Here is a 24668-nt window from a genome sequence, read left to right on the forward strand (position 1 = left end):
CATAACTCGGACAAACACGTGACCGGGCTCACCCTCCCCGCACGATCCGCTACGCTCGAACCATGCACGCGCCCCACACCCACTCCTGGTGGTGGGCCTCCCCCAAGGGTGGCCCACCGATCGCGCGTTCCTAGACGAACACGACGGCCGCCCCTCGGGGCGGCCGTCGGCGTATGCGCAGACGGCCCTCCGGGAGCGGATCCCAGCACCGCACCTCACCAGTCCCCCGGAAGGAAGCCGCTCCGTGACCGCCACCGCCGACCTGCTCGCCCGCCTCACCGCTCCCGACGCGCCCGCGTTCGCCCTGCTGCACCGCCGCACCCCCCGGCTCGCCCCGGACACCGTCGAGGTGCTGATGGGCACCGTCGACAGCTACCGGAACCTCGCCGACCTGCCGGTCCGCACCGGCGTCCCGGCCGACGGCCCCGTGCACGACCTGCTCGCGCTCGTCCCGTACCGGCAGATCCGCGAGCGCGGCTTCGAGGCGCACGACGACGGGACCCCGCTGCAGGCCCTCTCGGTGGCCGAACAGCACACCCTGCCGCTGGCCGAACTCACCGCCGCCCTGCCGCAGTCGCCGGTCTCGCTCACCGGCGGCTCGTTCGACATCGACGACGAGGCGTACGCCGCGATCGTCCGCCGGGTGATCGAGGAGGAGATCGGCAACGGCGAGGGCGCCAACTTCGTGACCCGGCGCGACTTCGGCGCCACCCTGGAGAACTTCTCGCCCGCACTCGCGCTCACCCTGTTCCGGCGGCTGCTGGAGCAGGAGCGCGGCGCCTACTGGACCTTCCTGGTGCACACCGGAGAACGCGTCCTGGTCGGCGCCTCCCCCGAGGTGCACGTCCGCCAGAGCGGCGGCACCGTCGTGATGAACCCGATCTCCGGCACCTACCGCTATCCGACCGGCGGCTCGGACATCGACTCGCTGCTCCGGTTCCTCCACGACCCCAAGGAGCTGGAGGAACTGACGATGGTCGTCGACGAAGAGCTCAAGATGATGTGCACGGTCGGCGACCTCGGCGGCCAGGTGCTCGGGCCCCGGCTCAAGGAGATGTCCCACCTCGCCCACACCGAGTACGAGCTGCGCGGACGCACCTCGCTGGACGTCCGCGAGGTGCTCCGCGAGACGATGTTCGCCGCCACCGTCACCGGCAGCCCGGTCCAGAACGCCACCCGGGTCATCAAGCGGTACGAGCCCGGCGGGCGCGGCTACTACTCCGGCGCGCTCGCCCTGATCGGCCGCTCCGCCAGCGGCGGGCAGCTGCTGGACTCGCCCATCTGCATCCGCACCGCCGACATCGACCCGGCCACCGGCCGCCTGGTCGTCCGGGTCGGCGCCACGCTGGTCCGCCACTCCGTCCCCGAGTCCGAGGTCGCCGAGACCCACGCCAAGGCCGCCGGGGTGCTCACCGCGATCGGCGCCCGGCCCGCGCCCGCCCGGCTGCCCGGCCCCACCGGCCCCCGGCTGGCCGACGACCACCGCGTCCAGGCCGCCCTGGACGCCCGGCGGGCCGACCTCGCCCCGTTCTGGCTGCGGATGCAGACACCGACCGTGGTCACCGAGCCCGCGCCGACCCTGGTGGTCGACGGCGAGGACACCTTCACCTCGATGCTCGCCCACCTGCTCACCTCGATCGGCCACCAGGTCAGCGTCGTCCGCTACGACGCGCCCGGGCTGCCCGCCCTGCTGGCGGCGCACCGCGGGCCGCTGGTGCTGGGCCCCGGGCCCGGCGACCCGGCGCTCACCGACGACCCCAAGATGGCCCTGCTGCGGCCGGTCGTCGCGGACGCCCTGGCAGCCGTCCGGTCCGGAGCCCGCACCGCGCCGCTGCTCGCGGTCTGCCTCAGCCACCAACTGCTCTGCGGCGAGCTCGGGCTGGCGCTGGGCCGCAAGGACGTCCCGTACCAGGGCGCGCAGGAGAGCATCGATCTGTTCGGCACCAAGCACACCGTCGGCTTCTACAACACGTTCACCGCGCGCTGCTCGGACGCCGACGCGGCCCGGCTCGCCGCGCGGGGCGTCGAGGTCGCCCGGGACGCCGCCACCGGGGACGTCCACGCGCTGCGCGGGCCCGGCTTCGCCGGCCTCCAGTTCCACCCCGAGTCGGTGCTGACCCGCGACGGCGTCGGCATCGTGGCGGGCCTGCTGCGCGAGGCGGCGGCCGTCCGCGGCTGAGCAGCCGGTGGGGGGCCGGTCCCGGGAGACCGGCCCCCCACCGCACGCGGGATCGCCGAGGCGGCCGGATCCCACCGGAGCCGTCAGATGTCGTCGTCCAGCCCCTGCTCGATCGCGTACCGCACCAGTTCCACCCGGTTGTGCAGTTGCAGCTTGCCGAGCGTGTTCTGGACGTGGTTCTGCACCGTCCGGTGCGACAGCACCAGCCGGTCGGCGATCTGCCGGTACGACAGGCCCTTGGCCACCAGGCGCAGGACCTCGGTCTCCCGGGCGGTCAGCTGTGGGACGGCCGGCGCGGAGGCCGGGGCCGGTTCGGCGGCCAGCCGGCGGAACTCGCCCAGCACCAGGCCGGCCAGGCCCGGGGTGAACACGGCGTCGCCCACGGCCGTGCGCCGCACCGCGTCCAGCAGCTCCTCCCGCCCGGCCGACTTGACCAGGTACCCGGTCGCGCCGGACTTCACCGCCTCCAGCACGTCCTGGTGCTCGCCGCTGGCCGAGAGCACCAGCACCCGCACCGCCGGGTCCTGCGCGACCACCTGGCGGCACACCTCGGCGCCGGGCAGACCGGGCAGGTTGAGGTCCAGCACGACGACCTGCGGCGAGCAGGCGCGGGCCCGGCGCACGGCCTCCTCGCCGTCGCCCGCGGTGGCCACCACGTCCAGCCCGGCCTCGGCGAGGTCCCGCGAGACGGCGTCGCGCCACATCGGGTGGTCGTCCACGACCATCACCCGTATCGGCCGGTCAGTCGTCGGCTGATCGGTCATCAGACCCCTTCCTCGGGACGCGGAGTTCGACCTCGACGCCCTCCCCGGGCGCCGAGTACAGCTCGGCCGTGCCGCCGAGGTCCAGCAGCCGGCCGCGGATGGACTGGGAGACGCCCAGCCGCCCGGCCCGCTCCGCCTCGCCGAGGCGGCCGGGGGCGAAGCCGGGGCCGTCGTCGCGGATGCTGACCGTGACGGCCTGCGGCTCGTCCTCCACCAGGATCCAGGCCCGGGCCCGCTCCCCGGCGTGCCGGCGGACGTTGTCGACGGCGGCGCCGACCGCCGCGGCCAGTTCGCCGGCCGCCCCGGCGGACAGCAGCACCGGCCCGCCGGGGGCGGACAGCGTGATCCGCTCGTCGGCGTACGGGCGCAGCAGCGCGGTGAGGTCCTGCGGCTCCCCGGCCCCGCGCTCCGGCGGGCGCTGCCCCGGGATCGGGCCGCCGGTCATCAGCGCCCGCAGGGCGCGCTCCTGCTCGCCGGCCAGCCGGCCGAGTTCGGCGAAGTCGGCGTCGCCGCCCGGGCGTCCACCGGCCACGGCCGCAGCGCCCTCGGTCGGCCGCACGGTGAGTTCCGCGCCGTGGCGCTGGACGAGGGCGAGCACCTGGAGCACGCCGTCGTGGATGTCGCGGGAGAGCCGCTCGCGCTCCCGGGTGGCCGCCTCGACCTGGAGTGCCCGGGTGAGCGTCGCCTCGCTGGCGCGGGCCAGTTCGATGACGTAGCCGATGGCGCAGCCGGCCACCATCAGCAGCATGATGTTGTGGACGTTGTCGCCGGTCGCGCCGCCGTGGCCGAGGATGTTGGCGACGCCGATCACCGTGCCCGCGGCGGCCGCCCAGCGCCAGCCGCCCTTGCCGGCGAAGCCGAGCACCGTACCGGCGGCCCAGATGGTCGGCAGGGTGGGCGCGCCGTGGCTGATCCGCACCGGGTCGTCGGTCAGGCCGCTCATCACGATGCCGGTGACGGCGAGGGTGAGGTCGGTGCCGAGCACGTACCAGGTGCAGCGCTGCGGGCCGGCGAAGGCCCGGGTGCTGGCGAGCGTCCAGAGGGTGAGCGTACCGAGGAAGATCCAGCCGGCGACGGGGTGCAGGAAGTCCAGGTAGGAATTGAGGTAGCGCAGCAGGGCGTAGCAGAGGGCTAGCAGCCGGAAGTAGGAGATGGCCTTCCACAACGGCAGTTCGACGGACATGCCCCCGGCCGCGACCGCGCCGCCGACTGCCCCGGTTCTCTCGCCGTCCGTCATCCTTCCGCCCCTCCCCTGGGCCGCGCCCGCGGTCGTCAGGCCGACCCGGTCTCCTTCGGCTCCTGCCCGGACTGCTCGGCCTTCTCCGTCGCGGCGGCCTTGTCGGCGGCGGCCTTCTCGGCCTCCGCCTCCGCCTTCTCCGCCTTGGCGGCGGCCTTGCGCTCGGCGTCGGCCTTCTTCTTGTCGTCGGCGATCTGCCGCTTGGCGGCGGTCGCGTAGATGTCCACGTACTCCTGGCCGGAGAGCCGCATGATCTCGTACATCACCTCGTCCGTCACCGAACGGAGGATGAAGCGGTCGTTCTCCATGCCGTGGTAGCGGGAGAAGTCCAGCGGGCGGCCGATCCGGATGCCGGGGCGGGTACCGAAGTTGGGGATCACCTGACCGGGCGGCTGGACCTTCTCGGTGTCGATCATGGCGACCGGGATGACCGGCGCGCCGGTGGCCAGCGCGACGCGCGCCAGGCCGCCGACCTTGCCGCGGTACAGCTTGCCGTCGGGCGAGCGGGTGCCCTCGGGGTAGACGCCGAACAGCTCGCCGCCGTCCAGCACCGCGATGGCGCTGCGGATCGCGGCCTCGCCCGCGCCGCGCACGCCCGAGCGGTCCACCGGCAGCTGGCCGACGCCCTTGAAGAACGCGGCGGTCAGCCGGCCCTTGATGCCCGGGGTGTTGAAGTACTCGGCCTTCGCGATGAAGGTCACCCGGCGTTTGATCAGCGCGGGGAAGAAGAAGGAGTCCGAAAAGGACAGGTGGTTGCTCGCGATGATGGCCGCGCCCTCGGTGGGGATGTTCTCCTCACCCTCGATCCACGGCCGGAAGAAGATCCGAAGCAGTGGCGCGACGATCATCTTCATCAGTCGGTAGAACAACCCGGGCCTCCTGTTATGCGGACCGGTCGATCCTAATGCCCCGTGGGCTCGGCCCGCGCCCCGCCCCGCCCCGGCGGGCCGCCGCCGGACTCCCGCAAGCACTCGCGCGGGGGCCGCCGCGAGGGGTGTGCGGCCCGCGCGGGAGCCGCCATGAGGGGTGTACGTCCCGGGCGGGGCCGTGGGACGATGCGGATTCCCGCAGCCTCCCCCTCCAGCGTCCCTCCCCCAGCGCCACCCGCCCGCGAAGGAGTCCGCCATGCCGTTGCTGCCCGGTGCCGAACCGTACCGCCACCGCGGCGGACCGGTGGGGGTGCTGCTGTGCCACGGCTTCACCGGGTCGCCGCAGTCGCTGCGGCCCTGGGCGGAGGAACTGGCCGCGGCCGGGTTCAGCGTGTCGCTGCCGCTGCTGCCCGGACACGGCACCCGGTGGCGGGACATGCAGGTCACCCGCTGGGAGGACTGGTACGCCGAGGTCGAGCACGAACTGCTGACGCTCTCCGCCGAGTGCGAGCAGGTCTTCGTCTGCGCGCTGTCGATGGGCGGCGCGCTGGCGCTGCGGCTGGCCGCGCTGCACGGTCCGGCGGTGTCCGGGCTGGTGCTGGTCAACCCGTCGGTGCGCTCGGACAACCCCGCGAGTGTGCTGCTGCCGGTGCTGCGGCACCTCGTGCCGAGCGTGCCCGGGATCGCCGACGACATCGCCAAGCCCGGCGCGGTCGAGCTGGGCTACGACCGGACGCCGCTGAACGCCGCCTGGTCGCTGGGCCGGCTGTGGCGGGACGTCCGACGGCGGCTGCCGCAGGTGACCCAGCCGGTGCTGCTCTTCCGCAGTCCGCAGGACCACGTCGTCTCGCCGGCCAACTCGGAACTGGTGCTGGCCCGGATATCCTCGACCGACGTGACGGAGCGGCTGTGCCAGCGCAGCTTCCACGTCGCGACGCTGGACCACGACGCGGCGGAAATATTCGCGGCCAGCCAGGACTTCATCCGACGGCTGGCCCCCGCGCACGCGGTGGGCGTCACCGGGGTCGAATCCGACGATCACCATGGCTGAAGGGCCGGAAGTGCACGAGAGCAGCACGGCGGGCGGCGGGGACGAGGCACCCCGCGAGGACGGCGCGACGAAGGACGGCACGGCGAAGGACGGCACGGCGAAGGACGGCACCGCGCAGAGCGGCGCCCCGGCGGACCGTCCGGGGGCGGACGGCGTCACCGCCCCGGCCGCGGAGTCCCCCGAAGCGACGGCCGCCGACCGGCGCCCGGCCGAACCGGACGCCACCGCGCCCGCGGAGCCCCGCACCCGGCGCGCCCCCGAGCGCAGCCAGGCCGAGCAGGACGAGATCTTCGCCGCCCTGGTCGCCCAGTTCGACGACCCCGTGGACCTCACCAATCCCAACTGGCCGGAGGTCGAGAACCTCCGGGCGCAGAGCGAGCTGAAGGGCGGCCTCAAGGACGCCCCCGGCTCCCGGACCGACCCGGACGACCTCGCCGACCTCGCCCCGCAGCCCCGCCCCCGCTCCGGTCGGCCGGTGATGCCGGCGGCGGGCTCGGGCCCGCGTGACTTCGAGCTGGCCGAGGAGACCGACGAGGACCACTACGTCCCACCGGAGCCCCCGCCGCTGCCGACCGCCGACGTCACCGCGAAGTTCGCCTGGCTCGCGGTGCTCGGCGGCCCCGCCCTGCTGCTGTTCGACGCGGTGGTGTGGCGGGAGATCGCCGGCTGGCCGGCCTGGGTCGGGATCACCGCCTTCCTCGGCGGCTTCGTCACCCTGGTGACCCGGATGAAGGACCGCGACGAGGACGAGCCCGAGGACCCGGACAACGGCGCGGTCGTCTAGGTTGCCGGAGCCTCCGGCAGCTCCAGCACCGCGAGCACCGGCAGGTGGTCGGTCGCGGCGCGCAGGTCGGCCTCGGTGACGCCGGGCAGCCCGTGCGGCACCCCGCAGCCGAGGACGGTGATCCCGGGCGTGGCGAACACGGCGTCGATCCGCTGGTAGGGGCGCTCGGGAACGGACGTGAACTCGCCGCCCCAGGGCGCGGTCGGGTACCCGTCCTGGAGCCGCGCGGCCAGCAGCTGCCAGCCCCTGCCGTCCGGGTGCTCGTTGAAGTCCCCTGCCACGATGCCGTGTTCGGCGATCCCGAGCTGGTCGACCAGCAACTCGAACTGGCCGTACCGCTCGTCGGCGTCCAGGCTGAGGTGGCAGCTGGTGAGGGTGAACGGCGCCGCTCCGGGCAGTCGCAGCAGCGCGGTGGCGAAGCCCCGGGCGTGCAGGCCGCGGGTCTTGGGCAGCAGCCGGTCGTGCACGCCCAGCAGTTGCGCCGCGCCGGGCCGGCCGAGCAGCAGCGGCCCGGCGGCGGTCCGGCCGCCGCCGGCCAGGACGGCCGTCCCGGTGCTCCGGGCCAGCCAGGCGGCCTGGCCCTCGGGCCGCCAGTAGCGCGGCGACTCCTGGATGCAGACCAGGTCGGGCGCGCAGGCCCGGATCACCCGGGCCAGCGCCCGCCGGTCGTCCCGCAGCGAGCGGATGTTGTAGCTGAGCAGGCGCAACCGGCGCGGGCCGGGCGGCGGCGGTTCGGCGGGTGCCGTGGTCATGGTCCTGGTCCTCCCCGTACGTACGTGGTGCGTGGGACGACCGTACGGCAGGGCCGGGGGCGTGCGTCGGCGGCGGCGCGTCCGGGGTTGGTCGGGGTCCGGTCGCACCGCCGCCGGCGGGTTCGGGGGGTGGCTACGCGGTGCGGGCCAGGTCGGCGGCGCCGACGATGCCGGCGGCGGAGCCCATCGAGGCCAGCACGACCTCGGCGCGCGGGCGGTGGATACCGCCGGTGAGGTAGTGCTCGAAGGCCTTGGCGACCGGGTCGAGCAGCAGGCGGCCGGAATCGGAGACGCCGCCGCCGAGGACGAAGACGCCCGGGTCGAAGAGCGCGGCGAGGTCGGCCATGCCGCGGCCGAGCCAGTCGGCCAGTTCGGCGTAGCACTCCAGGGCGAGCGGGTCGCCCTCCTCGGCCGCCTCGGTGATGTGGATGCCGCGGATGGTCTCGGCGACGCCGTCGTTGAGCTCCAGCATCCGCCGGCCGCGCACCTGGTCGGCGGCGGCCTTCTCCCGGCCGTAGCGGCGCAGCGCCCGCCCGGAGCCGTACTGCTCCCAGCAGCCCTTGCCGCCGCAGCCGCAGGCCAGGCCGTCGGGGACCATGTTGAGGTGGCCGATCTCGCCGGCCACGCCGAACCGGCCGCGGTGCAGCCGGCCGTCGAGGACGATGCCGCCGCCGATGCCGGTGCCGACGGTGATCAGCACCATGTCCCGGTGGTCGGCGGCGGCGCCGAAGCGGAACTCGGCCCAGGCGGCGCAGTTGGCGTCGTTCTCGACGACGGTGTCCAGGCCGGCGAGCTCCTCGATGCGGCCGCGCAGCGGCTCGTTCTCCCAGTCGATGTTGGGAGCGAAGATCACCGTGGAACGGTTGCTGTCCACGAAGCCGGGGGCGCCGACGCCGACGGCGGTGACGTCGGGGTGCTGCTCCTTGAGCTCGCGCACGGCCTGCGCGATGGCATCGACCGCCCACTGCGGGTCGGCCGGGGTGGGCACCCTGGTCCGGGCCAGGATCGCGCCCGCCTCGTCGACCACGCCTGCCGCGATCTTGGTCCCGCCGACATCGACGCCGATGGTCAGAGCCATGTGTCCCTCAGCTATTCACTCGTTCCCGCTGGGCGGAACGGTACCGCCCAACCCTGCCCCCCGTACACAGCCTCGCATACATTAACCGAAGACAATCATGGACCAACCGGGCCGCCAAGCTTCAAAAGTCGTATCTAATCGCCCGCTTCGTCACGCACCAGAGCAACGCGATCACGGTTCGAAGGTTACGGATTCACTGCTTGGCGGACGCCTCGTCAGGCGTGTCGAGGTCGATCCGCTCGGTGGGGGAGCCCTCGCCAGCCGTCCAGCGGTGCTCGTGGCCGGCCACCGCGGCCCGGTAGGCGGCCAGCAGTTCGGTGCCCGCGGCGGCCAGTCCGGAGCCGGCGGCGGCGAGGTGGGAGTAGACCTCGGGCTGCTGGGTGCGCAGCCGGTCGGCCAGCCCGGAGAGGGTGATCAGGGTGTCGGCGCTCGCCTCCTGCGCCTTCTGGCCGACGGCGGAGGCGAGCTTGCGCACCTCGTCCACCAGCGGGCCCAGCTCCGGCCCGAACGGGTGGGCCTGCGGGCCGCCCGGCTCGGCGGTGGGCTCGGTCCGGTCGTCGGTGCTGGTCATCGCGGGCGCCTCCTCAGCCGTGGCCGCACCCCGCGGCCCTCGGGCCCGACGCTACCGGACAGCCGGTAGGGGCCTCGAAAGGGCTTCAGCCCCGGGGCCAGAGCGCCGGGTCGGGCGCGAACCGTACCGAGAGCGCCCCATCGTGCAGGCTCGCGCCGGCCACCGTGCAGCGGCGCAGCGCGGACGGCAGGGTGAGCACCCGGCGGTGGGCGCCGAGGCCGACGACCAGTTCGTCGCCGCGCCGGACGAGGTCCAGCTCGGCCCGGTCGGCGCCGGGCAGCGCGAGGTGCCAGACCAGCAGGCCATCCTCGGCGAGGCGGTCCTCGACCGGCCAGGGCTCGGGGGCCAGCCGCTCCGGGCCGGGCCCGCCCCCGTACAGGCGGTCGGCGACGGCCTCCAGGGTGGCCTCGGCCAGTCCGGTGGCCAGCACCGGGGCGTCGGTCTCGGCGGCGAGCTCGGCCAGTTCCTCCCGGCGGCGGCGGGCCAGCGCGGCCAGCCACGGGTCCGGCGAGTCGGCCGCGCCCTCGGGCAGCACTCCGTGCACCACGACGGCGTCCGGCCGGTGGCCGTGCAGGGCCAACCCGGCCCGGATCCGGCCCAGTTCCCGGTACGGGTGGCCGTCGGCGGGCACGACCAGGCGCACGCTGGTGCCGGGCGCGGCGATCGCGGCGCGGGACTCGGCGAGCACCGCGGCGGCCTTGGTCCGCCCCTCGTACAGCCACTCGGCGGGCATCGGCACGCCGGCCAGGCCGGCCAGCAGCGGGCGCAGCGCCCGGGCGGCCTGCCGCTGCTCGGGGACGAGCCGGTCCAGGTAGCGCTCCAGCTGCTCGGGCAGGGCGAGGGTGGCGATCAGCTCGGCGGGCGGCGGGGCGAGCACGACCAGGACGTCCTGGTCGGCGGCGGGCAGGGCACGCAGCAGGGCGATCCGGGCGATGCCGGGGAGGGCGGTCAGCTCCTCGGGGTCGAGCTGCTCGGCGCCGAGCAGGTCGAGGGCGGGCTTGAGCCGGCTGGTGAGCTCGCCGGCGGCGTACCGGAAGGCGGCCTGCTCGTCGATCCGGGAGACGGTCAGGCCGGGTGCGTAGCGGGCCGGTTCGGGCTCCAGGCGGGTGCCGAGGACGCCGTCCAGGGCGCGGTGCGGGTCGTCGGCGGCCAGCAGCCAGGTGCGGTGGCCGCGCCGGGCGGCGTGCAGGGCGGTGGCGGCGGCCACCACGGGCGCGCCCGCGTCGCCGCTGACCAGGATGGTGCGTGTCGCCGTCATGCCGTCGGCCCCCGTTCCGCCGCGTCAGCCCTGGACGGGCTTCTTGCCGTCGGCGTCCTCGACGCGCTTCTTCAGACCGGCCAGGGCGCGGTCGATGATGACCTTCTCGGCCTTGCGCTTGATCATGCCGAGCATCGGGATCTTGACGTCCACGGCGAGCTGGTACGTCACCTCGGTGCGGCTGCCGGAGAGCGGGGCGAGGGAGTAGGAGCCGTCCAGCGAGCGGAGCATCTGGCTGCGCACGAGGGTCCAGCCGACCTCGCGGTCGCCGTCCCAGGTGTAGGCGAGGACGTGCTCGTCGCGGATGGCGCCGGCGTCGAGCAGCAGGCGGACCTGGGCGGCGCGGCCGTCCTCGCCGGCTTCCAGGACCTCGACCTCCTTGACCTCGCCGGTCCAGGCCGGGTAGGCGGCGAAGTCGGCGATCACGGCCATGACCGTGGCCGGGGTCGCGTCGATGGTGATGCTCGACCTGGTGTGCTCCGCCATGGAATGGCCCTCCGCGTCGTCCCTCTGCCTGCCGGTCCGGTCGAGCGTGCTCGGCCTTGTCCGCCCGGAGCAGGCTACCGCGACCAGCGATCGGCTCGGCCGCGCGGGCCGCGGCTCGGCGGGGGCCCGGCGCCGGTCGGCGGGGCATGCTACCGGCCGGTCACCTCGGGGCTGTCGTAGGGTGCCATTCGAACGACCCGGTCACGGCCTGGTCGGACCCGGCCGGGTGTGACACTTCGAACACCGGAGCCGACCCCCCTGGTCGAAGCTGCCTACCGGGCAGTAACGTCCTGCCGTCCCGCAGCGTCGCGAACGAGGAGCAGTCTTGCTCGACTTCAGCCTTCCGGCTCTCTATCAGGTACCCGGCGGCGGTAATCTCTCCGACCCTGTGCACCGGAACGCGGCGGAGCACCCGGACGTCGCGGTGCTCAGCCGGAAGGTGGACGGCCGCTGGCAGGAGTTGACCGCGGTGCAGTTCCTGGCCGAGGTGCACGCCGCCGCCAAGGGTCTGATCGCCGCGGGCATCGAGCCGGGCGACCGGGTGGGCGTCATGTCCCGCACCCGGTACGAGTGGACGCTGCTGGACTTCGCGATCTGGACGGCCGGCGCGATCACCGTCCCGGTGTACGAGACCTCCTCCGCCGAGCAGGTCGAGTGGATCCTCGGCGACTCCGGCGCGGTCGCCGTCGTCACCGAGACCGACCAGCACGTCAAGGTGGTCGACGAGGTCCGCGGCCGGCTCACCGGGCTGAAGCACACCTGGCAGATCGAGGGCGGCGCGATCGCCGCGCTGGCCGAGGCCGGGAAGGACGTCCCGGACGAGACGGTGCAGGAGCGCCGCTCGACCGCGACCGCCGACTCGATCGCCACCATCGTCTACACCTCGGGCACCACCGGCCGCCCGAAGGGCTGTCAGCTGACGCACGCCAACTTCCTCGCCGAGTGCGGCAACGTGGTGGAGCGCCTGGCCCCGCTGTTCCGCACCGGCGACAGCTCCGTCCTGCTGTTCCTGCCGCTGGCCCACGTGCTCGGCCGGATCGCCGAGATCGCCACCGCGATGGCGCCGATCAAGCTGGGCCACGTCTCCGACGTCAGGGACGTCACCACCGAGCTGGCCGCCTTCAAGCCGAGCCTGATCCTGGGCGTGCCGAGAGTCTTCGAGAAGGTCTACAACACCGCCCGCGCCAAGGCCCAGGCCGACGGCAAGGGCAAGATCTTCGACAAGGCCGCCGACACCGCGATCGCCTACAGCCGGGCGCTGGACGCCGGCGGCGCGGGCCTGGGCCTGCGGATCAAGCACGCGGTCTTCGACAAGCTGGTCTACAGCAAGCTGCGCGCCGCCCTCGGCGGCCGGGCCACCCACGCCATCTCCGGCGGCGCCCCGCTCGGCGAGCGGCTGGGCCACTTCTACCGGGGCATCGGCTTCACCGTCCTGGAGGGCTACGGCCTGACCGAGACCTGCGCGGCCACCGCCTTCAACCCGTGGGACAAGCCGAAGATCGGCACGGTCGGCCAGCCGGTCCCCGGTGCCTCGGTGCGGATCGCCGAGGACGGCGAGGTCTTCTTCAAGGGCCCGCACGTCTTCACCGGCTACTGGAACAACCCGCAGGCCACCGCCGACACCCTCAAGGACGGCTGGATCGCCACCGGCGACCTCGGCTCGCTCGACTCCGAGGGCTACCTGACCATCACCGGCCGCAAGAAGGAGATCATCGTCACCGCGGGCGGCAAGAACGTCGCCCCGGCCGTGATCGAGGACCGCATCCGGGCGCACGCACTGGTCGGCGAGGTCATGGTGGTCGGCGACCGCAAGCCCTTCGTGGCCTGCCTGGTCACCGTCGACCCGGACTTCTTCCCCAAGTGGAAGGAGCTCAACGGCAAGCCCGCCACCGCCACGGTGGCCGAGCTGAGCCAGGATCCGGACCTGCTGGCCGCCCTCCAGGCCGCGGTGGACGACGGCAACGCGGCCGTCTCGCACGCCGAGGCGGTCAAGAAGTTCCGCCTGCTGGACACCGAGTTCTCCGAGGAGAGCGGCCACCTGACGCCCTCCCTCAAGCTCAAGCGCAACCTCGTGCTGAAGGACTTCGCCGCCGACATCGAGGCGATCTACCAGAAGTAGCCGGGTACGGGCCCCGCCTCCGGCGAAGGAGACGGGGCCCGCTCACGGGTCCGAGCCCGGTCTAGGCCGCCAACAGCGAGGTCAGCCGCCCGGCCAGCAGGTCCCAGCGCCAGGAGCGCTCCACCCAGCGCCGCCCGGCCTCGCCCATCCGCCGCCGCAGCTCCTCGTCGCCCAGCAGCCGGACGATCCGCTCGGCTGCCGCGGCGGCCGAGCCGCCCGGCACCACGTACCCGGTCTCGCCCTCCAGCACCGCGTCCGGCGCGCCGCCGGAGTCGCCGGCGACCACCGGCAGACCGGTCGCCGAGGCCTCCAGGTAGACGATGCCCAGGCCCTCGACGTCCAGCCCCCCGCGCCTGGTCCGGCAGGGCATCGCGAAGACGTCCCCGGCCCCGTAGTGGGCGGGCAGCTCCTCCCACGGCACCGAGCCGGTGAAGCGCACCGAGGCCCGGACCCCCTTGGCGTCGGCCAGCTTCTCCAGGTCCGCCCGGTACGGGCCGCCGCCGACGATCAGCAGCACGGCGTCCGGCACGTCGGCGAGGATCTGCGGCATCGCCTCGATCAGCGTGTCCTGGCCCTTGCGCGGCACCAGCCGGGAGACGCAGACCACCACCGGCCGGTCCGCCAGCCCGAGCCGGCGACGCACCTCGGCGCCCCCCGAGCCCGGGTGGAAGGTCGTCTCGTCCACGCCCGGCGGCAGCTGCACCATCCGGGCCGCGGCCTGCGGCCCGACCGCGCCCGCGATCCGGGACCGGGTGTACTCCCCCAGGTAGGTCAGCACGTCGGTGCCCGCACCGATCCGCCGCAGCAGCTGCCGGGCGGCCGGCAGCTGGGCCCAGGCGGCCTCGTGCCCGTGGGTCATGCCGAGCAGCCGCGCCGCACCGGCCCGGCGCAGCGCGGGCGCCATCAGCCCGAGCGGGGCGGCGGCGCCGAACCAGACCGAGTCGCACTTCTCCGCCCGCAGGATCTCGGCGGCCCGCCGGGTGACCCGCGGTGTGGGAACCATCACCTTCGTCCGGTCCCGGATCACCGGGAACGGCTGCTCGGCGTCGAAGCGGGCCACCTCGCTGCCGTCCCGCCAGGTGGAGGCGTACACCACGATGCTCCCGGCGGGCTGACGCACAGCCATGTTGTGCACGAAGGCCTGGATGCCGCCGGGGCGGGGCGGGAAGTCGTTGGTGACGATCAAGGTTCGGTGCATTCAGGCCACGGCTCGCTTGTCGGGGGGTGCTCGGTGTACCGCTGGGTGATCCGTACGATAGGTCAACACCATGACCCGCCGGGAACGGATCCGCGCACGGCAACCGTTTCACCCCCGGGTCAGTCCTAGTACCTAGGCGGCCGGTGGCGGCCCGGCCAAGCGTGCCGCGACCGCCCCTCCGACCGCCCGGGCGTCCGTCGCGCGGCGCCTCCGGTGGGACGTCCGAGACGAACGAGGGAGCGCAGTGGAGTTGGCCCCGGCCACCGAGTCCGGTACACCCAGCGGCGCCGCCGGCCCCGGCCCGACGCCGGCCGCCCGGCAGGAGCCGGCCCGTGCCCCCGGCCGCCCGTTCGGGGCGCTCGCCGCACTCGGTGCCACCTGGGTGGCCACCCGGACGGTGCTGGTGCTGCTGATGACCGGCGTGGTCAAGGGGCTCGGCGGGGACATCACCGCCGACGTCTGGATGATCTACCACGCCTGGTACGGCGTCCTGCAGACCGGCACCTTCCCGTTCGACGACGTGACCTGGCAGTACCCGCCCGGCGCGGCCCTGGTGATCCTGCTGCCCGGCCTGCTGCCCTGGTCGTACCTGGTCTCCTTCTGGGTGATCTGCGGGATCGCCGACGTCGCCGCCACCGCCCTGCTGGTCCGCACCGGACTGCGCCGGGGCCGGGCACTGACCGGCGCCTGGATGTGGGTGGTGGCCGTGCCGCTGCTCGGCCCGATGGTCTACAACCGGCTGGACATCATCGTCACCGCGATCGCCCTGGCCGGCCTGCTGGCGCTGATCCGCCGCCCGGCGATCGGCGGGATGCTGCTCGGCCTGGGCGGGATCATCAAGATCTGGCCGCTGCTCGCCCTGATCGGCACCCCCTCCGGCCGCCGCACCCGCCGCGCCTGGACGCTGGCCGCGGCCACCGCCGTCTCGGTGGGCTTCCTGCTCGCGGCCGGGATGAACGGCGCCTTCGGCTTCCTCGCCTTCCAGAAGGAGCGCGGCATCGAGGTGGAGTCGCTCGGCGCGCTGCCGCTGCACTTCGCCCGGCTCGCGGACGCCTGGGACGGCAGGGTCACCATGAACTACGGCTCCCCGGAGATGCTCGGGCCGTGGGTCCCCGTGATCAGCAAGGTGATGATGGCCGGCACCGTGCTGGGCTTCGCCTGGCTGCTGCTCTGGCGCTTCACCGCCAAGCGCCGCAACGCGGCCACCATGTACGACGCGGCGCTCAGCGCGCTGCTCATCTTCACCGTCACCAGCCGGGTGATCAGCCCGCAGTACCTGGTCTGGCTGATCGGCGTCGCCGCCGTCTGCCTGACCGTGCGCAACAGCAGCCAGCGGCCGGTGGCCCTGCTGATCCTGCTCGCCTGCCCGCTGACACTGGCCGAGTTCCCGCTGATGTTCAGCCGGATCCTCGCCAGCGAGCCCTGGGGCGTCACCGTGCTCAGCCTGCGCAACCTGCTGCTGCTGGCCGCCACCGTGCTCTCCTGCGTCCGGCTCTGGCGCGCCACCCGCGGCCCGGCACAGCTCCCGGCGACGGTGGTGCTGGCCAAGCCCGAGCCGGTGCCCGCCGGCGCCTACCCGGTGCGCCCCGGCATCGCCTACGAGCAGGACCTGCTGGACGGCATCGACCGGCCCGGCACCCCGGCCAGGCAGCGGCGCTGAACGCCGCGCGCGCCGTCAGGCCCTGTCCGGCCGATCCTGCCGGGCCCGCGACGCCGGACAGGACCTAATCACGCAGCGCGGCCACCTCGTCCAGCCAGAGCCGGGTGAACTCGGCCAGGCCGACGCCCGGTCCGGCCCGGAGCAGCCGGTCCAGCCGGTGGTCCCGGTCCGCCCCCTCCCCGTCGGCCGCGCCGACCGCCCGGTAGAACGCCACGAGCCGCTCGGGCCCGTAGCGCCGGGCGAGCAGCTCGCAGGCGAGCCAGGCCTGCTCGTACGCCTGGGCGATGCCGTCGGCCCCCGCGGTGAAGTCCCGGTCGGCGGGCAGCGCGGTGGGCAGCCGGCCGGCGGCGACGTCCCGGGCCAGCTCGGGGGCGATCTGCTGCGGGCGCCGGCCGGAGCCCCGGTAGGCGGTCCAGTCGGCGACGCCCTCGGAGAGCCAGAGCGGTGTCCAGGCCCGGGTGTCGGCCCTGGTCGCGACGTGGGTGGCCTCGTGGGTGACGACCACCTGCCGGCCGAAGTCGCTGAGCCGCCCGAACGTGCCGGGGTTGACCAGCACCCGGTCGGCGGGGGTGTGCCAGGGCGCGCCGGGGGCGGCCGAGGTGACCGCCGCCATGCCCGCCCAGCCCGCCGGGTCGACCTCCAGCAGCCGGGCGAACTGCTCGGCGGTGGCGGGTACTTCGAGCAGCAGGCGGCCCGCCCAGCCGGTGCCCCAGACCTCGCTCACGGCGGGTGCGGCCCGGTCGGCCACCGCGACCAGACCGGCCGGGTCGGGCCCGTCGGCCAGTCCGAGCACCAGGCAGTGCGCGCCCGCCGCGGACCGGGCGGAGCCGAGGTCCCAGAGCGCCGGGGGCCCGCTCGCACTCTCCTCCCGGTCGACCCGCCAGCCGCCGCCGGCCAGGACCAGGTCGATCCGGCGCGGGTACACCACCGGGTAGTCGTCGTACCCGGTGATCCGGACCGCCAGGTCGGCGGCGGCCGTGAGCCGCTCCGGTCCGGCGTCCGCGCCGAGCACCAGGTTGCGGTAGCCGGCCTCGATCGCCGCCGGTCCGGACCAGGAGGGCAGCGCCCGGGCCCGCGCGTCCAGCAGCGCGGCCACCTCGGCCCGCCGGTCCGACGCCCACCGGTCCGACGCCCACCCGGCCGCGGAGGGGTCCGCCGGGGCCGCCGGCGGCAGCGACAGCTGGGCCAGCCCGCCGGCCGCGAGCAGCAGCGCACCGCGCCGGGACAGCGTCCGGCGGGCGCCGTCTATCGGGTGGGGGGCGTCGGGGTCGGACGGTGCCGGGCTCAGAGCCGGACCACCCCCGCGACCGGCATCGCGTTGACGCTCTCGTAGCGGACCTTGGCGCCCGGGTAGGGGGCGTGCACGATCACCCCGCCGCCGGCGTACATCCCGACGTGGTGCATGTCCCGGTAGAAGATCACCAGGTCTCCCGGCCGCGCTTCGGAGAGGCTGACCCGCTGCCCGGCGTACGCCTGGGCCTGCGAGGTGCGCGGCAGGGTCACTCCGGCCTGCCGCCAGCTGTAGTACATCAGACCGGAGCAGTCGAAGGCGCGGGGCCCGGTGGATCCGTAGAGGTAGGGCGAGCCGATCATCCGCACCGCGGCCGCCAGCGCGGCCGCCCCGCGCTCGGAGGCGGGCGGGGCCGTGCCAAGGTCCAGCCGGTCGGTGCCCCGGGTGGCGCGCTGCTCGGCCTCCCGGGCGTCCTGGGCGGCCATCCGGGCCCGCTCGGCGACGCCCAGGCTGTTGAGGAGCCGCTGGGCCTCGGTGAGCCGCTGCTGGATCTGCTGCTTGCTGTCGGCGAGCGAGCGGCGGGCCTGGTCGAGTTCGGCGAGCTTGCCGGCGGTCTCGGTGCGGCGCTGGTCGAGCCGGCGCTGGCGGGTGGCCAGTTCGTGCAGGGTCTCCTGCTGCCGCTCGGCGGCCTGGTCGAGGGTGCGGGCCCGGGACAGGTAGCCCTCCGGGTCGGTGGAGAGCATCAGCTGGACGGTCTGGGCCATGCCGCCGCCGCGGTACTCGGCGCCGGCCACGGTGGCGAGGTCGCCGCGCAACTGGTTGAGCTGGTCCTGGGCGACGGCGATCTCGCCCTGGAGGACGGTCGTCTCGCCCTGGAGCCGCTGCTGCGCCTCCTGGGCAGCGTTGTACTTCTCGGACGCCTGCTCGGCCTCGCCGTAGAGCTGCTCCACCTGCGCCTTGACGTCCTTGCGGGTGGGCGTGTCCGGCGCGGCGGGGGCGGCCTGGGCGCTGCCGCCCGTCGTCACACCCAGGGCGGTGGCGGCGGCCGCGGTCAGCACCAGCGCACGGGCGAGCAGTTGGGAACGACGGTGCACGGGCATGGCGGCAGCGGCTCCGATCCGGCGGTGGGCCCCGCCGCCGCCCCAACGCGGGCGGCCCTGGAAGCGGAGTCCGGTGGCAGACGTTAGCGAGTCCGGGCAACCGAGTCCAAACCCCTGCCAACCCGAATATTTGACCCGCAATCGGACATCAGTCCGATGCGCCGGAAAAGCCGCAGGCCCGGCCTTCCGTGGTGGAAGGCCGGGCCTGGGAGGGCCTGAGCGGGGATCAGACCCGCACGATGGAGGTCAGCGGCATGTTGCCGACGGCCTCGTAGCGGACCGACGCGCCCGGCTTGGGCGCGTGCAGCACCTGGCCGTTGCCCGCGTAGATGCCGACGTGGTGGGCGTCCCCGTAGAAGATCAGCAGGTCGCCGGGCTGGGCCTGGGAGAGGTCGGTGCCGATCCGGGTACCGGCGTGGGCCTGCTCCTGCGAGGTGCGCGGCAGCGAGACGTCGACCTGGTTGAACGCCCAGACCATCAGGCCCGAGCAGTCGAAGGAGCCGGGGCCGGAGGCGCCGTAGACGTACGGGCTGCCGATCTTGGAGGCGGCGATGGACAGCGCCGCGGCGCCGCGCGAGCTGCCGGCGCTCGGCTTGGTGACCGGCGCGGCGGGGGCCTGCGACGCGCTCAGGTCGGTGCGGCTGTTGTCGCGGGAGGAGCGGTCGGCGGCCTGCTGGGCCGCCGCCTGCTGCTGGGCGGCCTTCGCGGCGGCGTCGGCCTTCGCCTTGGCCTCGGCGGCGGCCTTCTCCTCGGCCGCGCGGATCGCCTGGCGCTCCTGCTCGGACAGGGTGTTGAAGAGGTCCTGCGCGGCCTTGAGCTTGCCCTGGACCTCGTCCTTGGCGCTCTTCAGCTGCTGGGTGGTGGTCTCCATCTCGGCGAGCTTGCCCTGGGCCTCGGAGCGCACCTGGTCGAGCTTGCGCTGCTCGTCCTGGAGCTGCTTGAGCTGGCCCTTCTGGGTGCCACCGGCCTGGTTCAGCGTGTCGGCCTGGCTCAGGAAGGTGTCCGGGCTGGCGGAGAACATCAGCTGGACGGTCTGGGATATGCCGCCGTTGCGGTACTGCTCGCCGGCGATCTCGGCCAGGCCGCCCTGGAGGTCGGTCACCTGCCCCTGCTGCCGCGCCACCTGGTCCTGCAGGTCGGTGACCTGCTTCTGCAGCTGCTGCTGCTTCTCCTGGGCGGCGTTGAGCTTCTCGGTCGCGACCTCGGCCTGCTCGTTGAGCTGGTCGACCTGCTCCTTGACCTGGTCCTTGGTCGGCTGCGGGTCGGCGTGGGCGCCGGACTGCGCGGACAGCGCGACGGCCGCCGCGGCGAAGCCGGTCAGGATCGAGACCCGGGTGCGACTGGCGGGCTTGGGACGACGATGGGACGCCACGAAGGCGGACTCCTTCTTCCTACGCCGTCTACCGGGTGAGCTGACGGGTTCGGGCCGGAAGCGTGCCCTACGACGCCTCACGGCCGTTCCACCGGCCGACCTGGCGCCGATTCACCCCGGAGGAACGTGGTTCCCCGGCTCCGTTCGACAGCACCCCCGACTGCTGGGCTCCCCGTCGGGCAGGCACTGGGCCCGCCCCGCTGCGTCACGAACTCGACGGAAACCACCGCCGTCACCCTGGCTGGGCGATCGGGAGTGCGGTGGTTCGGGGCACGACCCTAGTAACTGAACCGTGATCCGTTCAAATCCTTGTCAGAAAAAAGACGGAAGAAGACCAAAGTTCTTTTGTGAATATGACACATAGTGATCACCGCCGTACGCAAAGCTGATCACTCTTCACCGGGGACTCGCGCTGCGGACAAAACCCGAACGCCACCCCCGGTCGGAGGGTGGCGTGGATCACAGGCCCGGACGGGGCCCTTCGGGCGTGTCGGGCCGTCAGACCCGGCGGATCGTGTTGATCGGCATCGCGTCGACCTTCATCACCTTCACCACGTCGCCGGTGTGCGGCGCGTGCACCACCATGCCGTTGCCGATGTACATCCCGACGTGGTGCCGGTCGGCGCCGTAGATGACCAGGTCGCCCGGCTGGGCCTGGTCCAGCGAGACCTTGGTGCCGACGTTGCCCTGCTCCTGCGAGGTGCGCGGCAGCGAGACGCCGGCCTGGCCGTACGCCCAGACCATCAGGCCCGAGCAGTCGAAGGTGGTCGAGCCGGTGGCGCCCCACACGTACGGCGAGCCCTGCTTGCTCATCGCCTTGGCCACGGCCACGCCCGCGTAGCCGCCGGCCTGCGGGAGGCTGCCGAGGTCGGCACGGTCGCTGCCGCGCGAGGCGCGGTCGTCCTGCTGCTGCTGGGCCCGCAGCGCGGCGCGGTCGGAGGCGCTGAGCGAGTTCAGCAGGTCCTGCGCGGCCTTCAGCTTCTGGTTGACGTCCGTCTTGGCCTGGTTCAGGTCCTTGGTGGTGGAGTCGAGCGAGGCCAGGACGGCGGCGGCCTCGGACTTCTCCTGGTCCAGCCGGCGCTGCTGGTCCAGCAGTCCCTTGAGCGCCTCCGACTCGCTGGCGCTGGCCTGCTGGGCGCTGGACGCCTTCTCCAGGTAGCCCGACGGGTCCGAGGAGAGCATCAGCTGGACGGACGGGTCGATGCCGCCGGTGCGGTACTGCTCGCCCGCCACGCCGGCCAGGCCGGTCTGGAGCTGGGTCATCTCGTCCTGGCTGCGGGCCACCTTGTCCTGCAGCTGGTCGGACTGCTTGCGGAGCTGGTCGGCCCGCTCCTTGGCGCCGTTGTACTTCTCCGCCGCCTGCTCCTGATCCTGCTGGAGCTGGTCGATCTGCGCCTTGACGTCGGTCTTGCTCGGCTGGGGCGCGGCGTGCGCGGCGACCTGCGCGGAGAGGGCGACCGCGGTCGCCGCGGCAGCGGTGAGCACGGAGACCCGGGCGCGGCTCGGCTGCTTGGGACGGCGGTGGGAGGCCAAGGGAATTGCTCCTTCTTCCATCGGCCTCACCCGATCAGGTGAGAATCCGGAAAATAGGTTTGACGCCACACCCTAGGGAAGATCCACGGGTTTTGCCACTCCCCCGAAGGCGTGAACTCCACTTCCCCCGCAGGCTTCACTGGATGTGCACACCGCCGCAAACCGGGCGCTGACCAGGCCTCATCCCGCCGCGGCAGCCGTCAGGGCCGCGCCAGCCGGTTCAGCAGCAGAACGGAAGCCACGGGGCGCGCGCCGGCCTTCCGCACGCCCTCCGCGACCTCCCGGTCGGTGGACACCACCACCACCGGACGACCCTGCGGCTCGGCCCGCACCAGACGGCGGATCAGCTCGTCCGCGGTCTCGCCGGTCCGGCTGAACCGCACCCGCACCCCGCGCGGTGGCGCCATGATCACCGGAACGTCCAGGTCCTGCCCGTCGAACACGCAGGTGACCTCCGCCTGCGTGCGCTGGGCCAGCATCGCCAGCCCGCCCAGCAGCCGGATCCGCTGCTGCTCCAGCGGCAGCGTCGGATAGCCCGTCTTGGTCACGTTGTAGCCGTCCACCACCAGGTGCACCTGCGGGATCGCCAGCAGCTGGTCCAGCAGCGCCGGATCGTCGTCGGCCAGACCGCGCCGGGCCACGTCGTGCGGCGAGGCCGCACCCGGCACCACCGCCTCCACCAGGTCCCCCGGCCGGATCTGGGAGACCGGCAGCGCCAGCTCCCGCTGGAGCCCCTGCGCCGACTGCAGCACCGTGTCCAGCAGCAGCCGCAGCCGCATGTCCTCGACGCTGCGGCCCTCGCGGGCCGACCGGCGGCCCTGCTCGGCCGCCGTCTCCAGCTCGCCGACCCGGTGCCGCAGCCGCCGCGCCTCGGACTCCGCGGCGCCACGCTCGGCGGCCGCCTGCGCCCTCGCGGCCTCCAGCTCGGCGGTCAGCCGCCTGGTCTCGGCCTGCGCCCGGCGGGTGTCGCTCTCCAGCGAGCGCACCTTCTTCCGCAGCGACTCGGCCTCCCGGCGGACGTCCTCGGACTCCGCGCGCTGCCGCTCCAGGTCCGCCCGGGCGGCGGACCGCAGCTCGGCGAGCTCCGCCTGCAACTTCTCCGCCAGCCGGGTGGCCTCGGCGGCCGCGCCCTCGGCGCCGGCCCGCTCGGCCTCCTCCCCGGCCTCGGCCACCAGCCGGCTCCAGCCGGCCGACCGCACCAGGTAGGCGGCGGCCGCGACGTCCATCGGATCGGCGGCGCCCGGAACGCTGCCCGACTCCAACGCCTTCACCAGGTCCGGCTGGCCCAGCCTCAGCCGCTCCGCTATCCGCACCCGGAACGCCGGCTCCGACTCCAGCGCCGCGGCCAGCGCCGTGGCCGCGTACTTGGCCCGCCGGGCCGGGGTGAACTTGACGTACTGGCGCAGGCTCTGCGGCAGCTCGCCGGGCGGCAGCCCGCCGAGCGCGTCCGAGGCCAGGCCGACCACGCGCCGGCGCACGCCCTCGGGCAGCGGCCGGTCCAGCTTCTCGGCACCACGCTCCGGCGCCACCTCGCCGGAACCCGCCACCTCGCCGGAACCCGCCGCCCCGCCGGAGCCCACCGACTCATCGGAACCCGCCGCCCCGCCGACGGCCGCGGGCTCGGACGGAGCCGCGTCGGCGGCCCGCGCCTGCACGGCCGCAGCGGGCTGAAGCCCCTGCGCTTCGGCGGGCTCCCTCGCTGCGTCCACCACGTCCTCGGCTCCGATCCTGGTCCTACGGGGTCACGGCCCGCGGCCGCCGCCCTGTCGTCACGCTCCGTGCGTCCTGTCTGTATTGTCCCAGCGCGGCGGGCAGGCGCGCCGCGCACCCGCCCCCGCGCCGTCGGGCGTCAGCCCTGGTCGGCGGAGGCCTCCGCGTTCTCGGCGCCCGGACGGGCCACCAGCTCGACCTGGTCCACGGCGTTGCACCAGCGGCAGCGCACCGACTCGATCGTCTCGCTCAGCACCTCGGTCTCCTCGACCTTGGACTCGCCGGCCAGGTCGAAGTGCAGGAACTCGGTGACCCGCGCGGTGCGGGTCACGTCGAAGCGGGTGAGGTTTCCGCACAGGGTGCAGCGCCAGCGCGTCTCGGCGGTCAGGGCGGGGACGGTCATCGGGGGTCCTCTCGGGTGGTCCCTGGGTGGGCTAGGCGCTCCCCCCGGAGCCCCGGCGTCGGCGGCGGGAGGCGGGATTGCCCGCCCCAAGCCTATTGCCTGAGGCAACCATCCCGGCCACCAGTCAGGAGAACGAGCGGGCTAGTCCACCTGCCGTACAAGGCCGTGTCACACGCCCGACACGGAGGGATGCTTGGCCGCATGGCACTGACGGCCCCCGGGCACACCGACGCGCGGGGCGAGCACCCGTCCGTGCCCGCCCCGGCGGTCACCTACGCCCTGATCGCGGTCAACACCCTGGTGTTCCTGCTGGGCCCGGCCGCCGGGCTCAACCCGCTGTACGGCACCGGCCAGTCCCGGCTCTGCGCGGAGCAGCGGTACGAGCAGCGCTGGGGCGTCATCCCCGCCGAGGTGCTGGCCGGCCGCCCGCTGACCGCCGAGCAGCTGGCCCAGGCCCCCGACCCGGCCCCGGGCTGCCCGGCCGCGCCCACCCCGGGCAAGCACCCGGCGCTGTCCGTCCTCACCGGGCTCTTCGTGCACGCCGGCTGGCTGCACCTGCTGGGCAACCTGCTCTTCCTCCACGTCTTCGGCCCCACCGTCGAACGGCGGCTGGGCCGGGCCCGGTTCGCCGTCTTCTACCTGGCCGCCGGCAGCCTGGCCACGTACGGCTTCGCCCTCGCCGAGGCGCACTCCCCGGGCTCCACCCGGGTGCTGATCGGCGCCTCCGGCGCGATCTCCGCCGTCCTCGGCGCCTACCTGCGCTTCCATCCGCGCGCCCGGGTGACGACGCTCGTCCCGCTGCTGCTGTTCCTGCCGCTGCGCTTCCCGGCCTGGCTGGTGCTCGGCCTCTGGTTCGCCCTGCAGTGGTGGTCGGTCCACTCGGCCGGGCCCGGGGTGGCCTATCTGGTTCACGTGATCGGCTTCTCGGCGGGCTTCCTCTACGCCTGCACGGCGGTCAGCCACCCCCCGAGACGACCCGGCTGACGCCCGATACGCTGGCGGCACCCCACAAAGGAGCCCGAACAGTGATCACCGCCATCGTCCTGATCAAGACCAGTGTCGACCGCATCCCGGAGATCGCCGAAGCCATCGCGGCCATCGAGGGCGTCAGCGAGGTGTACTCGGTGACCGGTGGCTACGACCTGGTGGCGATGGTCCGGGTGCGCCGGCACGACGATCTGGCCGCGGTCATCCCGGGCCGGCTGAACAAGGTCCCGGGCGTGGCCCACACCGAGACCCAGATCGCCTTCCGCACCTACTCCCAGCACGACCTCGAGGCCGCCTTCGCCCTCGGCCTGGACGAGTAGGCCCCT

Annotated in this window: 22 protein-coding genes and 1 riboswitch; of the genes, 7 read left to right on the forward strand and 15 right to left on the reverse strand. The window is 74.1% G+C overall.

Translation table 11 applies throughout. The annotated features are described in order from the left end of the window. The first annotated feature begins 244 nt into the window (after window positions 1-244). Complete coding sequence (locus tag AB0P03_RS12975; protein ID WP_363628791.1) at window positions 245-2179, forward strand: anthranilate synthase family protein; 1935 nt, start codon at window positions 245-247, stop codon at window positions 2177-2179. 83 nt (window positions 2180-2262) lie between these two features. On the opposite strand, the gene AB0P03_RS12980 is transcribed toward AB0P03_RS12975, so the two are convergent. Genes AB0P03_RS12980 through AB0P03_RS12990 form a run of 3 tightly spaced genes read right to left on the reverse strand, consistent with a single transcriptional unit; the run spans window position 2263 to window position 5049 of the window. Then, window positions 2263-2943 carry a response regulator transcription factor gene (locus tag AB0P03_RS12980; protein WP_063347264.1) on the reverse strand — a complete coding sequence of 227 codons (681 nt, stop codon included), beginning with the start codon at window positions 2941-2943 and terminating at the stop codon, window positions 2263-2265. Beyond that, window positions 2921-4180: a DUF5931 domain-containing protein gene (locus AB0P03_RS12985; protein ID WP_363582968.1), complete on the reverse strand. Its 1260-nt coding sequence runs from the start codon at window positions 4178-4180 to the stop codon at window positions 2921-2923. The genes AB0P03_RS12980 and AB0P03_RS12985 overlap by 23 nt, the downstream gene beginning before the upstream one ends. A gap of 35 nt (window positions 4181-4215) precedes the next feature. Further along, window positions 4216-5049, reverse strand: coding sequence for a lysophospholipid acyltransferase family protein (locus AB0P03_RS12990; RefSeq protein WP_363582970.1), 834 nt, complete (start codon window positions 5047-5049; stop codon window positions 4216-4218). Between the two features lie 256 nt (window positions 5050-5305). Between AB0P03_RS12990 and AB0P03_RS12995 the strand changes: the two genes are divergently transcribed. Both AB0P03_RS12995 and AB0P03_RS13000 read left to right on the forward strand, forming a co-directional pair. Continuing rightward, complete coding sequence (locus AB0P03_RS12995) at window positions 5306-6100, forward strand: alpha/beta fold hydrolase (RefSeq protein WP_363582972.1); 795 nt, start codon at window positions 5306-5308, stop codon at window positions 6098-6100. Next, complete coding sequence (locus AB0P03_RS13000; protein ID WP_363628792.1) at window positions 6093-6884, forward strand: hypothetical protein; 792 nt, start codon at window positions 6093-6095, stop codon at window positions 6882-6884. Before AB0P03_RS12995 ends, AB0P03_RS13000 begins: the two co-directional genes overlap by 8 nt. On the opposite strand, the gene AB0P03_RS13005 is transcribed toward AB0P03_RS13000, so the two are convergent. The 5 genes from AB0P03_RS13005 to AB0P03_RS13025 all read right to left on the reverse strand — a co-directional run bounded on the left by AB0P03_RS13005 (window position 6881) and on the right by AB0P03_RS13025 (window position 11029). Then, entirely contained in the window at window positions 6881-7636 is a 756-nt protein-coding gene (locus AB0P03_RS13005; protein WP_363628794.1) for an endonuclease/exonuclease/phosphatase family protein, read from the reverse strand. The genes AB0P03_RS13000 and AB0P03_RS13005 overlap by 4 nt on opposite strands. Window positions 7637-7769: 133 nt before the next feature. Continuing rightward, window positions 7770-8714 carry an ROK family glucokinase gene (locus tag AB0P03_RS13010; RefSeq protein WP_363582978.1) on the reverse strand — a complete coding sequence of 315 codons (945 nt, stop codon included), beginning with the start codon at window positions 8712-8714 and terminating at the stop codon, window positions 7770-7772. A 193-nt stretch (window positions 8715-8907) separates the two neighbouring features. Next, window positions 8908-9285 (reverse strand): DUF5304 family protein, encoded by a 378-nt coding sequence (locus tag AB0P03_RS13015; RefSeq protein WP_363582980.1) that lies wholly within the window; start codon window positions 9283-9285, stop codon window positions 8908-8910. A gap of 85 nt (window positions 9286-9370) precedes the next feature. Then, on the reverse strand, window positions 9371-10543 hold the full coding sequence (locus tag AB0P03_RS13020) for an ArsA-related P-loop ATPase (protein ID WP_363628796.1): 1173 nt from the start codon (window positions 10541-10543) through the stop codon (window positions 9371-9373). Between the two features lie 24 nt (window positions 10544-10567). Next, a complete protein-coding gene (locus AB0P03_RS13025) occupies window positions 10568-11029 on the reverse strand; it encodes an SRPBCC family protein (RefSeq protein WP_350884431.1) in 462 nt (153 codons plus the stop codon). Between the two features lie 325 nt (window positions 11030-11354). Between AB0P03_RS13025 and AB0P03_RS13030 the strand changes: the two genes are divergently transcribed. Then, window positions 11355-13148 carry a long-chain fatty acid--CoA ligase gene (locus AB0P03_RS13030; protein WP_363582984.1) on the forward strand — a complete coding sequence of 598 codons (1794 nt, stop codon included), beginning with the start codon at window positions 11355-11357 and terminating at the stop codon, window positions 13146-13148. A 61-nt stretch (window positions 13149-13209) separates the two neighbouring features. On the opposite strand, the gene AB0P03_RS13035 is transcribed toward AB0P03_RS13030, so the two are convergent. Beyond that, the gene (locus AB0P03_RS13035; RefSeq protein WP_363582986.1) at window positions 13210-14346 is read right to left on the reverse strand and encodes a glycosyltransferase family 4 protein; all 1137 of its coding nucleotides are present in this window, start codon (window positions 14344-14346) and stop codon (window positions 13210-13212) included. Window positions 14347-14590: 244 nt separating this feature from the next. On the opposite strand from AB0P03_RS13035, the gene AB0P03_RS13040 reads away from it, so the two are divergent. After that, the gene (locus AB0P03_RS13040; RefSeq protein ID WP_363628798.1) at window positions 14591-16006 is read left to right on the forward strand and encodes a glycosyltransferase 87 family protein; all 1416 of its coding nucleotides are present in this window, start codon (window positions 14591-14593) and stop codon (window positions 16004-16006) included. 64 nt (window positions 16007-16070) lie between these two features. Here AB0P03_RS13040 and AB0P03_RS13045 read toward each other — a convergent pair whose 3' ends face one another. The 6 genes from AB0P03_RS13045 to AB0P03_RS13070 all read right to left on the reverse strand — a co-directional run bounded on the left by AB0P03_RS13045 (window position 16071) and on the right by AB0P03_RS13070 (window position 23355). Continuing rightward, window positions 16071-17102 carry a hypothetical protein gene (locus tag AB0P03_RS13045; RefSeq protein WP_363582990.1) on the reverse strand — a complete coding sequence of 344 codons (1032 nt, stop codon included), beginning with the start codon at window positions 17100-17102 and terminating at the stop codon, window positions 16071-16073. A 188-nt stretch (window positions 17103-17290) separates the two neighbouring features. Next, window positions 17291-18337 carry an NlpC/P60 family protein gene (locus AB0P03_RS13050; protein ID WP_363582992.1) on the reverse strand — a complete coding sequence of 349 codons (1047 nt, stop codon included), beginning with the start codon at window positions 18335-18337 and terminating at the stop codon, window positions 17291-17293. A gap of 226 nt (window positions 18338-18563) precedes the next feature. Continuing rightward, window positions 18564-19709, reverse strand: a complete 1146-nt coding sequence (locus tag AB0P03_RS13055; protein ID WP_363582994.1) for an NlpC/P60 family protein — start codon at window positions 19707-19709, stop codon at window positions 18564-18566. Window positions 19710-19719: 10 nt separating this feature from the next. After that, a riboswitch (cyclic di-AMP (ydaO/yuaA leader) is annotated at window positions 19720-19869 on the reverse strand. Window positions 19870-20207: 338 nt separating this feature from the next. Then, entirely contained in the window at window positions 20208-21242 is a 1035-nt protein-coding gene (locus tag AB0P03_RS13060; protein WP_363582996.1) for an NlpC/P60 family protein, read from the reverse strand. A gap of 200 nt (window positions 21243-21442) precedes the next feature. After that, window positions 21443-22789: an NYN domain-containing protein gene (locus AB0P03_RS13065; protein ID WP_363583030.1), complete on the reverse strand. Its 1347-nt coding sequence runs from the start codon at window positions 22787-22789 to the stop codon at window positions 21443-21445. A gap of 302 nt (window positions 22790-23091) precedes the next feature. Continuing rightward, entirely contained in the window at window positions 23092-23355 is a 264-nt protein-coding gene (locus AB0P03_RS13070) for a hypothetical protein (RefSeq protein WP_363582998.1), read from the reverse strand. 201 nt (window positions 23356-23556) lie between these two features. Between AB0P03_RS13070 and AB0P03_RS13075 the strand changes: the two genes are divergently transcribed. After that, window positions 23557-24339: a rhomboid family intramembrane serine protease gene (locus AB0P03_RS13075; protein ID WP_363618850.1), complete on the forward strand. Its 783-nt coding sequence runs from the start codon at window positions 23557-23559 to the stop codon at window positions 24337-24339. Between the two features lie 41 nt (window positions 24340-24380). Next, on the forward strand, window positions 24381-24662 hold the full coding sequence (locus tag AB0P03_RS13080) for an Lrp/AsnC ligand binding domain-containing protein (RefSeq protein WP_063347281.1): 282 nt from the start codon (window positions 24381-24383) through the stop codon (window positions 24660-24662). The last annotated feature ends 6 nt before the right edge of the window (window positions 24663-24668 follow it).

Source organism: Kitasatospora sp. NPDC088779 (assembly GCF_040685395.1).
In the GTDB taxonomy this organism is placed as follows: domain Bacteria; phylum Actinomycetota; class Actinomycetes; order Streptomycetales; family Streptomycetaceae; genus Kitasatospora.

Excerpts from the sequence above, each read along its gene's own strand:
- AB0P03_RS12985 (WP_363582968.1), bottom strand. The coding sequence starts at position 4,180 with ATGACGGACGGCGAGAGAACCGGGGCAGTCGGCGGCGCGGTCGCGGCC.
- AB0P03_RS13020 (WP_363628796.1), bottom strand. The coding sequence starts at position 10,543 with ATGACGGCGACACGCACCATCCTGGTCAGCGGCGACGCGGGCGCGCCC.
- AB0P03_RS13070 (WP_363582998.1), bottom strand. The coding sequence starts at position 23,355 with ATGACCGTCCCCGCCCTGACCGCCGAGACGCGCTGGCGCTGCACCCTG.
- AB0P03_RS13025 (WP_350884431.1), bottom strand. The coding sequence starts at position 11,029 with ATGGCGGAGCACACCAGGTCGAGCATCACCATCGACGCGACCCCGGCC.
- AB0P03_RS13015 (WP_363582980.1), bottom strand. The coding sequence starts at position 9,285 with ATGACCAGCACCGACGACCGGACCGAGCCCACCGCCGAGCCGGGCGGC.
- AB0P03_RS13050 (WP_363582992.1), bottom strand. The coding sequence starts at position 18,337 with ATGCCCGTGCACCGTCGTTCCCAACTGCTCGCCCGTGCGCTGGTGCTG.
- AB0P03_RS13000 (WP_363628792.1), top strand. The coding sequence starts at position 6,093 with ATGGCTGAAGGGCCGGAAGTGCACGAGAGCAGCACGGCGGGCGGCGGG.
- AB0P03_RS13035 (WP_363582986.1), bottom strand. The coding sequence starts at position 14,346 with ATGCACCGAACCTTGATCGTCACCAACGACTTCCCGCCCCGCCCCGGC.
- AB0P03_RS13005 (WP_363628794.1), bottom strand. The coding sequence starts at position 7,636 with ATGACCACGGCACCCGCCGAACCGCCGCCGCCCGGCCCGCGCCGGTTG.
- AB0P03_RS13010 (WP_363582978.1), bottom strand. The coding sequence starts at position 8,714 with ATGGCTCTGACCATCGGCGTCGATGTCGGCGGGACCAAGATCGCGGCA.
- AB0P03_RS12995 (WP_363582972.1), top strand. The coding sequence starts at position 5,306 with ATGCCGTTGCTGCCCGGTGCCGAACCGTACCGCCACCGCGGCGGACCG.
- AB0P03_RS13075 (WP_363618850.1), top strand. The coding sequence starts at position 23,557 with ATGGCACTGACGGCCCCCGGGCACACCGACGCGCGGGGCGAGCACCCG.
- AB0P03_RS12980 (WP_063347264.1), bottom strand. The coding sequence starts at position 2,943 with ATGACCGATCAGCCGACGACTGACCGGCCGATACGGGTGATGGTCGTG.